This is a genomic window from Variovorax sp. BGA-UO-ETr-C22, assembly GCF_059567965.1.
Map to the genome: position 1 here is coordinate 221,726 of NZ_JCAQPA010000007.1, position 12,744 is coordinate 234,469.

Annotated in this window: 11 protein-coding genes; 6 read left to right on the forward strand and 5 right to left on the reverse strand. The window is 69.9% G+C overall.

Translation table 11 applies throughout. The features are described 5' to 3' along the window. Positions 1–2 precede the first annotated feature (2 nt). The 3 genes from AC57B8_RS04945 to AC57B8_RS04955 form a co-directional block, all read right to left on the reverse strand. On the reverse strand, positions 3–1,385 hold the full coding sequence (locus tag AC57B8_RS04945; RefSeq protein ID WP_496478848.1) for an efflux RND transporter periplasmic adaptor subunit: 1,383 nt from the start codon (positions 1,383–1,385) through the stop codon (positions 3–5). A 26-nt stretch (positions 1,386–1,411) separates the two neighbouring features. Next, a complete protein-coding gene (locus tag AC57B8_RS04950) occupies positions 1,412–2,767 on the reverse strand; it encodes a TolC family protein (RefSeq protein WP_496478849.1) in 1,356 nt (451 codons plus the stop codon). A gap of 104 nt (positions 2,768–2,871) precedes the next feature. After that, positions 2,872–3,246: a hypothetical protein gene (locus AC57B8_RS04955; RefSeq protein WP_496478850.1), complete on the reverse strand. Its 375-nt coding sequence runs from the start codon at positions 3,244–3,246 to the stop codon at positions 2,872–2,874. Between the two features lie 162 nt (positions 3,247–3,408). On the opposite strand from AC57B8_RS04955, the gene AC57B8_RS04960 reads away from it, so the two are divergent. Continuing rightward, on the forward strand, positions 3,409–4,086 hold the full coding sequence (locus AC57B8_RS04960; protein ID WP_062481258.1) for a heavy metal response regulator transcription factor: 678 nt from the start codon (positions 3,409–3,411) through the stop codon (positions 4,084–4,086). Then, positions 4,083–5,411 (forward strand): heavy metal sensor histidine kinase, encoded by a 1,329-nt coding sequence (locus AC57B8_RS04965; RefSeq protein WP_496478851.1) that lies wholly within the window; start codon positions 4,083–4,085, stop codon positions 5,409–5,411. Before AC57B8_RS04960 ends, AC57B8_RS04965 begins: the two co-directional genes overlap by 4 nt. 6 nt (positions 5,412–5,417) lie before the next feature. Here AC57B8_RS04965 and AC57B8_RS04970 read toward each other — a convergent pair whose 3' ends face one another. Continuing rightward, positions 5,418–6,671: a cation:proton antiporter domain-containing protein gene (locus AC57B8_RS04970; RefSeq protein ID WP_495306492.1), complete on the reverse strand. Its 1,254-nt coding sequence runs from the start codon at positions 6,669–6,671 to the stop codon at positions 5,418–5,420. Positions 6,672–6,862: 191 nt separating this feature from the next. On the opposite strand from AC57B8_RS04970, the gene AC57B8_RS04975 reads away from it, so the two are divergent. Further along, a complete protein-coding gene (locus AC57B8_RS04975; RefSeq protein ID WP_307638622.1) occupies positions 6,863–7,246 on the forward strand; it encodes a hypothetical protein in 384 nt (127 codons plus the stop codon). Positions 7,247–7,308: 62 nt separating this feature from the next. Here the strand turns inward: AC57B8_RS04975 and AC57B8_RS04980 are convergent, their stop codons facing one another. After that, positions 7,309–9,636: a heavy metal translocating P-type ATPase gene (locus tag AC57B8_RS04980; RefSeq protein WP_496478852.1), complete on the reverse strand. Its 2,328-nt coding sequence runs from the start codon at positions 9,634–9,636 to the stop codon at positions 7,309–7,311. A 70-nt stretch (positions 9,637–9,706) separates the two neighbouring features. Here AC57B8_RS04980 and cadR point away from each other — a divergent pair, with 70 nt between their 5' ends. From cadR to AC57B8_RS04995, 3 genes are all read left to right on the forward strand, one after another. Further along, on the forward strand, positions 9,707–10,177 hold the full coding sequence (gene cadR, locus AC57B8_RS04985; protein ID WP_095746108.1) for a Cd(II)/Pb(II)-responsive transcriptional regulator: 471 nt from the start codon (positions 9,707–9,709) through the stop codon (positions 10,175–10,177). A 284-nt stretch (positions 10,178–10,461) separates the two neighbouring features. Continuing rightward, on the forward strand, positions 10,462–11,709 hold the full coding sequence (locus AC57B8_RS04990; protein ID WP_496478853.1) for an acyl-CoA dehydrogenase family protein: 1,248 nt from the start codon (positions 10,462–10,464) through the stop codon (positions 11,707–11,709). A gap of 134 nt (positions 11,710–11,843) precedes the next feature. Further along, the gene (locus tag AC57B8_RS04995; protein WP_496478854.1) at positions 11,844–12,707 is read left to right on the forward strand and encodes a LuxR C-terminal-related transcriptional regulator; all 864 of its coding nucleotides are present in this window, start codon (positions 11,844–11,846) and stop codon (positions 12,705–12,707) included. Positions 12,708–12,744 lie beyond the last annotated feature (37 nt).

The window sequence follows — 12,744 nt, forward strand, 5'->3', positions numbered from 1 at the left end:
CCTCAGTGGGTGTGCGTGGCCGAGCTCTTGCCCTGCTGCGACTTCACGACGAAGCTGCCGCTGGCCGCATAGGCCGCGCCGGGCTTCAGGCCGCCCACGATCTCGATGCGCTGGCCGTCGCTGCGGCCGGTCTTCACGTGCTGCGGCACAAAGCCGCCGGGCACGCGCAGGAACACGGTGGGCTGGTCGTCCACGGTCTGCACGGCTTCGGCCGACACGGTGACGGGCGCATCGGCCTCCGATGCCACCAGCTCCACGTTCACGAACAGGCCCGGGCGCCAGGTGCGCTGCGGGTTGGTGAGCGTGACGCGCGCGGTGGCGGTGCGCGTCTGCGCGCCCAGCAGCGAGCCCACGTACGACACGGTGCCGCGCGCGGCCTGCTCGAAGGAACCGGCGCGGATGGTCACGGCCTCGCCGACGCGCACGAGGTTCAGGCTGCTGGCGGGCACGCTGATCTCGGCCCACACGGTCGACAGATCGGAAATGGTGAACACGTTGACCGCCTCGCCCACCGATTCGCCCAGCGAGATGTGCTTTTCGACCACCATGCCGTCGAAGGGTGCGCGCAGCTCGTAGCGGCCCAGCGCCGACGAGCCGGGCGTGGCGCCCAGCGCCAGCAGCTTCTGGTTGGCGTTGGCCACGGCGATCTGCGCCTCCTGCATGGCCTGCTCGGCCTGCAGGAAGTCTTGCTGCGGGGAGATCTTTTCTTCCCACAGTTTTTTCTCGCGGTCGTGCGTGGTGCGTGCCAGCGCCAGCCGGCGCTGCGCGGTCTGCAGTTCGCTGCGCTGCTCCGAGAGCGCGGGGCTGGAGATCACGGCCAGCACCTGGCCGCGCTTGACTTCCTGGCCCAGGTTGGCCGACACGCTGTCGACCACGCCCGCCACGCGCGGCACCACGTGGGCCGTGCGGTCTTCGTTGAACTTGATCTCGCCGGGCAGTTGCAGCGACGTCTTGATGCGCGCCGGGCCGACGCTGTCGATCGCGATGCCGGCGGCCTTGACCTGCTCGTCGGTGAAGGGGATCTTTTCTTCGTCTTCCTTGTGGGCGTTGGCGGCGGCCTTCTGCGGCTCTGCCGATGCGGGCGTTTCCTTGGCGGGTTCCTTGCCTGCGTCCTTGCCCTCTTCCGCGTGGTGTTCCTTGTCGCCATGGCCTTCGTCGTGCGAATGGCCGTGGTCGTCTTCCTTGCCCTTGGCGTGGCCCTTGTCTTCCTCGTGGTGCTCGCCGTCGGCATGGCCGGCGGACTCCGAATGGCCGCCCGCCTCGGGCTTGGACGGCGCGGTGCGCAGGATGAGCGCGCCGGCGACGAGGCCGGCGAGCAGGACGGCGGCAATGGCGATCCACTGCTTGCGGCCGGAGGACGTGGTGCGGTTGTGTGGTGTGGTCATGGTCGGAATCGGTTCGGTGTTCTTCTTCAGCGCACGTTCGGCGTCACGTTCGGTGTCGCGTTCGAGGCGATGTCGTCGCCCTCCGTGCCCAGCAGGCGGTCGAGCTCTCCGGCTGCGCGGTGCGCCTCGGCCAGCGCGACGAGGTACTGGTTGCGCACCTGGAACAGCGTGCGCTGCGCGTCGAGCGCCTCGAGAAAGCTGAACTTGCCCAGCTCGAAGCCCTTGGTGGCGGCGCGGTAGGCGGTCTCGGCGCCGGGCAGTGCGTCGCGCTGCAGCGTCTCGGCCGTGGCGCGCGCCGAGCGCAGGCGCTCGCTGGCCTGGGCCACGTCGGCGCCCAGTTGCAGCTCGGCGGCAGCGAGTTCGTCGCGCGCCTTGTCTTCGCGGCTCAGTGCTTCGGCGATGTTGCCGCGGTTGGTGTCGAAGATCGGCAGCGGCACCGACAGGCCCACCACCACCTGGTTGCGCCGGCTGCTGCTCACGGCCTCGCCGCCCTCGCCTTCCGATGCGGGCACGCGCTTGACGCCGAGCGACACGGTCACGTCGGGAATGCGTTTGGCCTGCTCCAGGTCGCTCAGCGCGCGGCGGCGCTCGACCTCGAGCCGGGCCTGGCGCAGCACGGGCGCGTCAGACAGGCGGCGCGCTACCTCGGGCGCGGCGGCCTGGACGGGCAGCTGGTCGACCGCGCCGTCCACCTGCGTGAAGCGCGGCGCCGGGTTGCCCCACAGCGCGGCCAGCAGCTGGCGCGACGCGCGCAGCGTGCCCTCGGCCTGCAGCAGCTCGACGCGGATGCCGGCCTCGGCCACGCGCGCCTTGGTTTCTTCGAGCGGCGACACCTTGCCGGCCGCCACGCGGTTGGCCGCGGCGCGGGTGGCGATCTGCGCGAGCCCCACCGAGTCTTGCGCCAGCCGCAGGCGCTCCTGCGCGGTCAGCACGTCGAAGAAGGCAGTGACAGCCGAGGCACGCAGTTCGGCGCGCCGCGCCGACAGCGCCGACGCCGCCTGGTCGCGCGCACGCTCGGCCGCCGTGACGCGCGCGGCGCGCTTGCCGCCCAGCTCCAGGGGCTGGCTCAGCTGCAGCGTGGTCGTGCGGTTGTTGCGGCGCAGGTCTTCCAGCTGCGTGTCGAGCGTGGGGTTGGGCCAGGCGCCGGCCTGCACCACGGCGCCATCGGCGGCGGCCTGTTCATGGCGCGCGGCGGACAGGCCCGGGTTGGCCTGCAGCGCCAGCGCCACGGCGGCGCGCAGGGTCAGCGGGCCTTCGGGCTCCAGCGTGCGGGCAGGTGCCGACAGGGACGACGAGGGACCGGCCGCCTGCGGGGTCTGCTGTGAAAAGGCCGGGGGTACCGCCAAGGCCAACACGGCCAGCGGCACGAAAAGCGTGCGCATCGAATTCTCCTGGGTTGCGAAACAACGGACGGACGAATTCGGCGAGGAGCGCTCAGCTGATGAGTGAGATCAGAAAAAGAAAAAGGGGCTGTGCTCTCGCCGAATCAGGCGGCGAGCAACCAGTCGGGGCGCACCGGCACTTCGGCGATGTGCGAGGCGAAGCGTTCGGTGGAAACGGCGCGCAGCGCCTGCGAGGCGATGGGCGATTCGGCCGGCAGCGCGGCGGCGGTGTCCGCGTGCTGGGCCTGCCCGAAGTGGGCAACGATGCAATGGCCGACCGCCGCGTTGGGCTGGCGGGTGCTGTCTTTCTTGGCGCCGTCGCCCGCGTGGGTGCGGTCGGTGCCGCGCGGCTCGTCCTCGTGGTGGCCCCAGTGGCCGCTTCCCTTGTCGCCTTCGTGCAGGCAATAGGCTGCCGACACCGCCCAGCTGTACTGGAAAGGCAAGAGAAACAGCAGGAAAATCAGGAGCCAGCGGCGCATTGTTGACAAAAGTATATCGACGGGGCGTGGCGCGCCGACCAAGAAAAGCCCTGCGAACCGAGGGCCCGGCCCACTGTACGACAGCGTGTCGGCGCTTTGTCCTTCAATAGGATTACTAAATCGTAACCAGCGTCTCGAAAGGCCTTGGGTACGATCCGTACCATGCGAATTCTTGTCATCGAAGACGAACCCAAACTGGGCGATTACCTGAAAAAGGGACTGGAAGAGAACGGCTACGTGGTCGACATCGCCCGCGATGGCATCGAAGGCCGCTACCTCGCCACCGAGGGCGACTACGCGCTCGTGCTGCTCGATGTGATGCTGCCGGGCATCGACGGCTTTGCCGTGCTGCAGGCCATTCGCCGCACGAAGAACGTGCCCGTGCTGGTGCTCACCGCGCGCGACAAGGTCGAAGACCGCGTGCAGGGCCTGCAGCAAGGCGCCGACGACTACCTGGTGAAGCCCTTCTCCTTCTCGGAGCTGCTGGCGCGCGTGCAGGCGCTGCTGCGGCGCGGCAAGACGCAGGAGCCCACGGTGCTGCGCCTGGCCGACCTGGAACTGGACCTGGTGAGCCGCAAGTGCATGCGCAACCGCACGCGGCTGGACCTCACGGCCAAGGAGTTCACGCTGCTGGTGGTGCTGCTGCGCCGGCGCGGGCAGATCCTGTCGCGCTCCACGCTCGCCGAGCAGGTGTGGGACATGAACTTCGACAGCGACACCAACGTGGTCGAGGTGGCGATCCGCCGCCTGCGCAGCAAGATCGACGACCCCTTCGACGTGAAGCTGCTGCACACCGTTCGCGGCATGGGCTACGTGCTGGAAGACCGTTCCTGGGCATGAGCCCGAAGCCGCATTCGATCCAGAGCCGGCTCTCGTTCTGGTTCGCCGCGCAGACGCTGTCCGGCCTGAGCATCATCTGCCTGGCGATCTACCTCGTGACCGCCTGGAGCTTCGGCGCCAAGCAGCGCGACGCGCTCGACCAGAAGACGGTGCTCGTCGAGCACCTGCTCAAGGAGGCCGAGAAAGGCGGAGACCTCGTCTTTCTGCGCCACAAGCTCGACGACTTCTTCTCGATGCAGGACGACGTGACCCTGTCGATCGCCAACGCCGGCAAGCCGCTGTTCCAGTCCACGCCGCCGCCGCAGGGCCGCTGGCTGCGGCGCGCCATCGTCGTGCCCTGGCAGAACGGCGACTTCCACACCGACCTGTCGGTGCAGGTCGGCGTGAACATCGCGCAGGACTCCCGGCTGCTCGAACGCCTGGCCTGGACGCTGCTGGGCGCGGTGGTGCTGGGCACGGCGCTGGTGTCGCTCACCGGCATGTGGCTGGTGCGGCGCGGGCTGCGGCCGCTGAAGGCGCTGGCCGAGCGCACGGCGGCCATCACGCCCGACCACGTCCACCAGTCGATCGACCCCGGCGCCTTCGCGCAGGAGCTGCGGCCCTGGATCACGCAGTTCAACGCGCTGCTGGCGCGGGTGCAGCGCGCCTACGTGCAGCTGGAGTCGTTCAACGCCGACGTGGCGCACGAGCTGCGCACGCCGCTGGCCAACCTGCTGGGCTCGACCGAGGTGGCGCTCACGCGCCCGCGCAGCAACGAGGAGCTGCAGGCCGTGCTGGCCTCCAACCTCGAGGAGATGGGGCGGCTGTCGGGCATCGTGACCGACATGCTGTTTCTTTCGAAGGCCGACCGCGGCACCTCGGCGCGCTCGATGGCCCCGGTGAGCCTGGCGGAGCAGGCGCGCGACGTGATCGACTTCTACGACGCCATGCTCGACGAGGCCGGCCTGCGTGCCGAGGTGCACGGCGAAGCCGTGGCCGAGGTGGACGCGGGGCTGATCCGGCGCGCCCTCTTCAACCTGCTGGGCAATGCAATCCGCTTTGCCGAACCGGCCTCGACGCTGCGCATCGAGATTGCGGCCGCCCCTGGCGGAGAACACCACACCATCGCCGTGATCAACCGCGGCGCGCCGATCGACCCCGAGGCGCTGCCGCGCCTGTTCGAGCGCTTCTACCGCGCAGCCCAGGCACGCGACGGCTCCACGCGCCACCACGGGCTGGGCCTGTCGATCGTCGAGGCGATCGCGCGCATGCACGGCGGACAGGTGTTCGCCTCGAGCCAGGGCGGCGAGACGCGCATCGGGTTCAGCGTGCGCCGCAGCGGCTGAAGGGGTTCAGGGCTCGGCGTGCACCGCCGTCTCGGCGGGCTTCGGCTTGCGGCCGACGCACAGCGTCATCAGCGGCCCGGTCATCGCGGTGGTGGCCAGCGCCATCACCAGCAGCATCGTGAAGAGCTCGGGGCCGATCAGGCCGACGTCCAGGCCGATCTTGATGACGATGAGCTCCATCAGCCCGCGCGCGTTCATGAGCGAGCCGGTGGCCAGGCTGTCGCGCCAGCTGTAGCCGGCGATGCGCGCGCCCGCCGCGCCGCCCGCGATCTTGCCCACGGTGGCCACGCCCACGATCAGCAGCATCGCGCCCAGGCTGGCGCCCGAGAACGCGTTGGCCGTGGTGCCCAGCCCCGCGAGCGCGAAGAACAGCGGCATCAGCACCACGATGGAGATCGGCTCGATGCGCTCGCTCAGCGAGCGCAGCAGGCGGTCGTCGCGCGGCAGGCAGGCACCGAACAGGAAGGCGCCGAACACCGCGTGCAGGTGCAGCCATTCGGTCAGCAGCGCCGTGACCAGCAGGCCGATCATGAGCGCGGCCATCAGCGTGGTCGACGGCTCGCCGTCGGGCGCCTTCACGCGCAGCAGCCACGCAAAGGCCGGCTTGAGCCCGAGGAACAGCACCGTGAGCATCACCACCACGCCGACCGTGATCTTGATCAGGCCCGCATAGCCGTCACTGGTGCCCACCAGCGCGACCACGAAGGCCAGCAGGATCCACGCGAACACGTCGACCACCGCCGCCGCGCTCAGCGACAGCTGGCCGAAGGGCGTGCGCGTCATGCCGCGGTCTTTCAGGATGCGCGCCATCACCGGGAAAGCCGTGATCGACAGCGCCGCAGCCATGAACAGCGCGAAGGGCCAGAAGCCCACGCCGGCCGGCGCGAGCGTGGGATGCAGCGCCGGCGAGATCGCCAGGCCCAGCACCAGCGGCACCAGCACGCTGAGCACGCCCACCGCGCCGGCCGCCTGCAGCTGCGCGCGCATGTTGCGCGTGGCCCGCAGCTCCAGGCCCACCACGAACATGAACAGCACCAGCCCCACCGTCGCCAGCGACGACAGCCCCTGCAGCGACTCCTTGGCGAACAGCTGCGCGTGCAGCGACGGGAACAGCAGGCCCATGACCGCCGGCCCGAGCATCAACCCCGCCGCCATCTCCCCCACCACGCTCGGCTGCCCCACATGGCGCAGCACCCAGCCGCACAGGCGCGCGGTGGTGAGGATGACGACGAGTTGCAGCAGGAGGGTGGTGACGGACATGGGCGGAACGGTCGTGAGGCCTGGGGAAAAAACTCGCCCGATGTTAGTTCGGCGCGCCCGGCTCGATCCAGATGTGCAACGCGGCGCGGGGGCCGTTGGAGACGTGGGCGGCGCGCGAGTGAGCCCAGACGCCTCAAGGCCGTGCTAAAAATCCGAATGCGCATGATCCAAAACTCAGCCACTTCAGCCTCATGAACACCCCTCTGTTCGCCGATCTGGCCGCCTGGATCGATTCCGTCTTGTCTGCGCCGCTGCCTGAAGGCATCGCCGCTTTTCACTTCAACCTCTACGACAGTTCGACGACCTACGACCTCGAACTCGTGGGTGCTCCAACCTACGACCCGGAAGATTCCGACTGGGCGTGCGACGACATCTTCATGTCCTCATCGCCACGTTTCGAGATTGCGAGCGAAGCGGTGGGGCCAGACTGGGAGGCAGGCCTGCAGGCCATCTCGCAGATGATTCTTCGCTACCTGGACGCCGCGTCTGCGGGCGCTTCGCGCCTGAAGGCTGCTCGCGCGGTCTCTCTGGGATTCGTAGATGGCGACCTGCACCTCGTCTGGCGTGCCGAGTGAGGCGTTGACCGGCAGGCGCTCGCTTCAGCCCTCTTCTCCGAGGCCGCCTCCTCCGCGCTGCGCTATTCCTGCTTTTCGGTCCGCATCAACCGCAGCCCGTTCGCCACCACCAGCAGGCTCGCGCCCATGTCGGCGAACACCGCCATCCACATGGTCGCGCTGCCGAACACCGCGAGCACGAAGAACACGCCCTTGATGCCGAGTGCGAGGGTGATGTTCTGCCACAGCACGGCATGCGAGCGGCGCGACAGGCGGATGGTCTCGGGGATGCGGCGCAGGTCGTCGTTCATGATGACCACGTCGGCCGCCTCCATCGCGGTGTCGGTGCCGGCGCCGCCCATGGCGAAGCCGATGTCGGCCTTGGCCAGTGCCGGGGCGTCGTTGATGCCGTCGCCGGTCATCGCGACGGCGCCGTAGCGCTGCTGCATCGCCTGGATGGCATCGAGCTTCTCTTCAGGCAACAGGTTGCCGCGCACGTCGTCGATGCCGGCGTGCGCGCCGATGGTCTTCGCGGTGGCGGTGTTGTCGCCGGTGAGCATGACGGGCGTCACGCCCAGCGCGCGCAGCTCGGCCACGGCGGCTTGCGACGAAGGCTTGATGGTGTCGGCCACTGCGAACAGCGCCAGCACCGACTTTTCAGATGCCAGCAGCGTCACCGTGCGGCCGGCTTCTTCGTGGCGCTTCAGCTCGGCCTCGAGTGCCGGGGAGCACAGGCCGCGCTCTTCGATCAAGCGGTGGTTGCCCAGCACGTAGCTCTGGCCCGCATGCGTGGCCTGCACGCCGCGTCCGGGCAGCGCGGTGAAGTCGCCGACCTCTTCGACCGGCCCACCCAGGCCCTGGGCGATGGCCTTCGACACCGGGTGGTCGGAACGGCCGGCGATGTTGGCGGCCAATGCGTACACCGCGCCTTCATCCCTGCCCGCCTTGTCGATCAGCACCGACTCGACCAGCTTGGGCTTGCCTTCGGTGATGGTCCCGGTCTTGTCGAGCGCCACGGCCTTGAGCTTGCGCGCCTCTTCGAGGTAGGTGCCGCCCTTGATGAGGATGCCGCGCCGCGCGGCCGAGGCCAGCGCGCTCACGACCGTCACGGGCGTGGAGATGACCAGCGCGCACGGGCAGGCGATGACCAGCAGCACCAGCGCCTTGTAGACGGCCTGCACCCAGGTCCAGCCCAGCAGCCACGGCGTGAGCACCGCGATGGCCAGCGCCAGCACGAAGACGGAGGGCGTGTAGATGGCGGCGAACCGGTCGACGAAGCGCTGCGTGGGGGCGCGCGAACCCTGCGCCTCTTCGACCGCGTGGATGATGCGCGCGAGCGTGGTGTTGGCCGCCACCGCCGTCACGCGGAACACCAGCGCGCCGGTCTGGTTGATGGTGCCGGCAAACACCGCGTCGCCCGCGGCCTTGTCGACCGGGATGCTCTCGCCCGTGACCGGCGCCTGGTCGATGGCGCTGGTGCCTTCGAGCACCACGCCGTCCAGCGGCACGCGCTCGCCGGGGCGGATGCGGGCCACGGCATCGAGCGCCACCGCGTCGGCGCGCACGGTCTGCCAGCTGCCGTCGGGCTGCCGCACCTCGGCCTGTTCGGGCGCGAGCGCAAGCAGGCTCTGGATGGCGTTGCGCGCGCGGTCGACGGCACGGGCCTCGATGAGCTCGGCGATGGCGTACAGCGCCATCACCATCGCGGCCTCGGGCCACTGGCCGATGATGAAAGCGCCGGTGACAGCGACGGCCATCAGCGCATTGATGTTGAGGCGCCCGCGCACCAGCGCGGCGAAGCCCTTCTTGTAGGTGTCCAGGCCGGCCAGCGCGATGGCCGCGAGCGCGAGCCCCATCTCGGCGGCCATGAAGCCCACGCCGTCGAGCGCGAGGAAGGACACGGTCTCGGCCGCGATGGCCAGCACCAGCGCGGCCACGAGGCGTGCCAGGCCGGTCGACATGCCGGCGAAGCGCGCGGGCTCGGCCTTCTGTGCGCCCGTGGTGGCCACCGGCTCGGGCTTGAAGCCGGCCTGGCGGATGGCGTCGAGCGCGGCGGGCAGCGCGCCGTCTTCGGTGGTGAGGGCCAGCGTGCGTTCGCTCAGGCGAAAGCGCAGGGCCTTCACGCCCGCAACGGGCTCGAGGGCGCGGCGGATCTCGGACTCTTCGACCGCGCAGTCCATGGTGGGAATGCGAAACAGGACTGCGCCCTTCGGCAGGTCGGCCGGCTCGGCCGATGCCGGGGCACTGCCGCACACCGCGCTGCCGCAGCAGGCCGTTGCCGGCGCGGCGGGGGCGTGATCGTGTGCATGGTCGTGCGCGTGGTCGTGTCCGTGGCTGTGCCCGTGGTCGTGAGCGTGGTCATGCGGCGCAGCGCGCGGCACCGGCTGATTCAGGGTGTTCTGATTCGTCATGCATTCATTGGAAACCCTGAAGCAGGTGTAGAGTCAACCGTTGATTGCCACTTCCTTGAGATGCCGCATCATGAAAATCGGTGAACTGGCCAAGGCCACGAACACGCCGGTCGAAACCATCCGGTACTACGAGCGCGAGCAGCTGCTGCCCGCGCCCGCGCGCACCGACGGCAACTACCGCATCTACGACGACGAGCATGCCCAGCGCCTGGGCTTCATCCGCCGCTGCCGCTCGCTGGACATGACGCTCGACGAGATCCGCAGCCTGCTGAAATTCCGCGATGCGCCGCAGGACGACTGCGGCGAGGTGAACCAGCTGCTGGACGACCACATCGGCCACGTGGCCTCGCGCATCGCCGAGCTGAAGACGCTCGAAAAGCAGCTGAAGGCGCTGCGCCTGCAGTGCGGCGGCCCCGAATCGGCGAGCGCCTGCGGCATCCTGCAGGAGCTGGACACCGCCGCGCTCGCACCCGAGACCTTCGGCCAGCACGCGGGGCACGTGCACGGCACGCTGCACGGCGCCTCCGCCAAGCGCTCCTGACATCGGGCCCAGCGCCACGCTGGGCGATGCGGGGGTCGTGCTTCGACCGCCGTCGAGCGAACTTCAATGGTGCGTGTCGAGGCTGTGTGGCCGGGCTCCGCGCCGATGCGCATGCGTGCCGCACGGCCTCTTTTTCTCCCTTGGGCAGGGCCTGACGCGCCCACCGGCATCGCGAATGTTCGCGAAGGCGGTGCGGCCGACCCCGGCAGACAATTCCGCCGACCCGGCGCATCCGCCCTGCGACCTTGGGGCCGCGAGCCGGACAGACCTACAACGGAGACACCATGCCGATCGACTTCACCCTCACCCCCGCGCAGCGCGAGTTGCAACTGTCGGCTCGCCGTTTCGCGCGCAGCGTACTGACCGAGGTCGCACCGGCCACGCGCCACCTGCCCACGCCGCTGGCGCGCTTCGTCGCCACGCGTCCGTTCTATGCACAGCTGGTGAAGGCCGGGTTCCTGCGGCGCATCATCCCGATGCCGTTCGGCGGCGAAGGCACGGGCATGCTGGACATGGCCGTGGTGGCCGAGGAGTTCTATCGCGTCGACCCCAACGTGTCGCTCACGATGTTCGCCACGCTGCTGGGCCTGCTGCCCGTGACGATCGGCGGCTCGCCCGAGCAGCAGAAGGCGTTTCTCGGGCCGTTCCTGGAGGGCTCCGGTGCACCATTGGCCGCCCTGTGCAACAGCGAGCCTGGCGGCAGCGCCAACTTCGATGCCGCAGCCCCTGGCGAAGGCACGCGCACGCGCGCCCGGCTTGAGGGCGGGCAGTGGGTCATCGACGGCACCAAGCAGTGGATTTCGAGCGCGACCGGATGGGACGAGCAAGGCGCCGACCTGCTGTGCGTGGTGTGCCGCACCGACCCCGACGCGCCGCCCGACAGCGGGCTGTCGGTGCTGGTCGTGCCCCGGCCCGAGGGCGGCATCGTGGTCGAGCGCTATCACGATTCGATGGGCCACCGCGCGCACCTCACGCCCCGCTTTCGCCTCGAGGGCGTGCGCACCGCGCAGGCCAACGTGCTGGGCCCGATGGGCAGCGGCAAGGGCCTCGTGGCCGCCAGCTTCTCGGCGACGGCGGCGCTGGTCGGCGTGTTCGGCACGGCCCTGATGCAAGGCGCCTTCGATTTCTCCCTGCACTTCGCCAAGACCCAATGCCGCGGCGGCGCCCTTCCGATCATCGAGCACCAGGCCGTGGGGTATGCGCTGGCCGATGCCAAGACCGCCATCGAAGCCTCGCGCTACCTCAACTGGCGCGCGTGCCATGCGCTGGACACGCAATCGCCCGCGGCGCTGGAGCTGGCGCTACAGGCCAAGATCTACGGCTCCGAAACCGCGGTGCGCGTGATCACCGACCTGATGCGCGTGGTGGGCATCGACAGCTACGACCACGACCTGCCGCTGGCCGGCATGCTCCAGGACGCGTTGGTGCTCCCGCTGTTCGACGGCGGCAACATGGGCGTGCGCCGACGCCAGCTGCACGAGCTGCTGCGCTCGCCGGACTACGACCCGCTGACGGCCAGCGGTGCGGCGTGACGGCCGCAGGGCCGACGCTCGCCTGAACGGCGCCAGCGTCGCGGGTCCACACCAGCGTGCCATCGGACGCAGCCCCCTTCCGCCCGGGGACGCCGCGCCGTAGCATTCGACTTCCGCACTGCAGCCCGGCATCCATGCTCGAAGACCACGACATCCTTGTGCTTCAACGCCAGCTCCGACGGCGCCTGTTCGAAGGCGAGCGCGCGATCACCTGGCGACCGGGCCGCGAGCTGGCCGCGCAGCTGCTGCTGTACCTGGACGACCCGCAGGCCTGCTGGCGCATCTCGGTGCAATGGCTGCGCGACACGCTCGACGCCGACCGCGTCGACGCCGGCTTCGGCGGCTATGTCGACGCCAGCGGCCGCCTGCATGACTACGTGGTCGCGGCCGAGGTGCAGCGCCCGTCGCAACCACTGCCTGCGGTGATCGGCCTGCGCTTCAGCGCCGCCAACCCGGGCATCCGCGCCGTCTGGAGCGGCAGCGGCATCGCCCCCATCATCGACGTGTCGCAAGAGCGCAGCTTCACGCAGGAGTTGCGCGCCACGCTGATGCAGGCCGGCACGGCCTCGAAGCTGGCGGTTCCCGTGCACGACGAAGACCGGCCGGTGGGCATGATCTGCGCCGACTGGCACCACAGGGCCCCGCGCTGGAAGCACGCCGTGTGCGACGAGTTGCCGGGCCTGGCCCGCACTGCGCTGGGCCCGCTGCTGAGCGCCGCCCACCGGTTCGCGCAGGTGCAGAGCGAACGGGCGGACGCCGCGGACAGTTCGGCGAACCTCGCGGCGCTGACGCCGGCGGAGCTGAAGGTGGCGAAGCTGGCGGCCGGCGGCCTGAGCTACAAGGAGATCGCGCGCCAGCTGGACCGATCGCTCTCCACGATCGACCACCAGCTGCGCAGCATCCGCGAGAAGCTCGGCACGCGCTCGACGGCGCGCCTGGTGCACATGCTCAGCGAACTGAACACGTCGGCGACGGGCCGCTCGGCACCGCTTCAATGAGCGAGGCGTGATGGGGACGCGCACGGCTGAACGCCGG

Excerpts from the sequence above, each read along its gene's own strand:
- AC57B8_RS04995 (WP_496478854.1), top strand. The coding sequence starts at position 11,844 with ATGCTCGAAGACCACGACATCCTTGTGCTTCAACGCCAGCTCCGACGG.
- cadR (WP_095746108.1), top strand. The coding sequence starts at position 9,707 with ATGAAAATCGGTGAACTGGCCAAGGCCACGAACACGCCGGTCGAAACC.
- AC57B8_RS04970 (WP_495306492.1), bottom strand. The coding sequence starts at position 6,671 with ATGTCCGTCACCACCCTCCTGCTGCAACTCGTCGTCATCCTCACCACC.
- AC57B8_RS04960 (WP_062481258.1), top strand. The coding sequence starts at position 3,409 with ATGCGAATTCTTGTCATCGAAGACGAACCCAAACTGGGCGATTACCTG.
- AC57B8_RS04965 (WP_496478851.1), top strand. The coding sequence starts at position 4,083 with ATGAGCCCGAAGCCGCATTCGATCCAGAGCCGGCTCTCGTTCTGGTTC.
- AC57B8_RS04945 (WP_496478848.1), bottom strand. The coding sequence starts at position 1,385 with ATGACCACACCACACAACCGCACCACGTCCTCCGGCCGCAAGCAGTGG.
- AC57B8_RS04980 (WP_496478852.1), bottom strand. The coding sequence starts at position 9,636 with ATGACGAATCAGAACACCCTGAATCAGCCGGTGCCGCGCGCTGCGCCG.
- AC57B8_RS04990 (WP_496478853.1), top strand. The coding sequence starts at position 10,462 with ATGCCGATCGACTTCACCCTCACCCCCGCGCAGCGCGAGTTGCAACTG.
- AC57B8_RS04955 (WP_496478850.1), bottom strand. The coding sequence starts at position 3,246 with ATGCGCCGCTGGCTCCTGATTTTCCTGCTGTTTCTCTTGCCTTTCCAG.
- AC57B8_RS04975 (WP_307638622.1), top strand. The coding sequence starts at position 6,863 with ATGAACACCCCTCTGTTCGCCGATCTGGCCGCCTGGATCGATTCCGTC.
- AC57B8_RS04950 (WP_496478849.1), bottom strand. The coding sequence starts at position 2,767 with ATGCGCACGCTTTTCGTGCCGCTGGCCGTGTTGGCCTTGGCGGTACCC.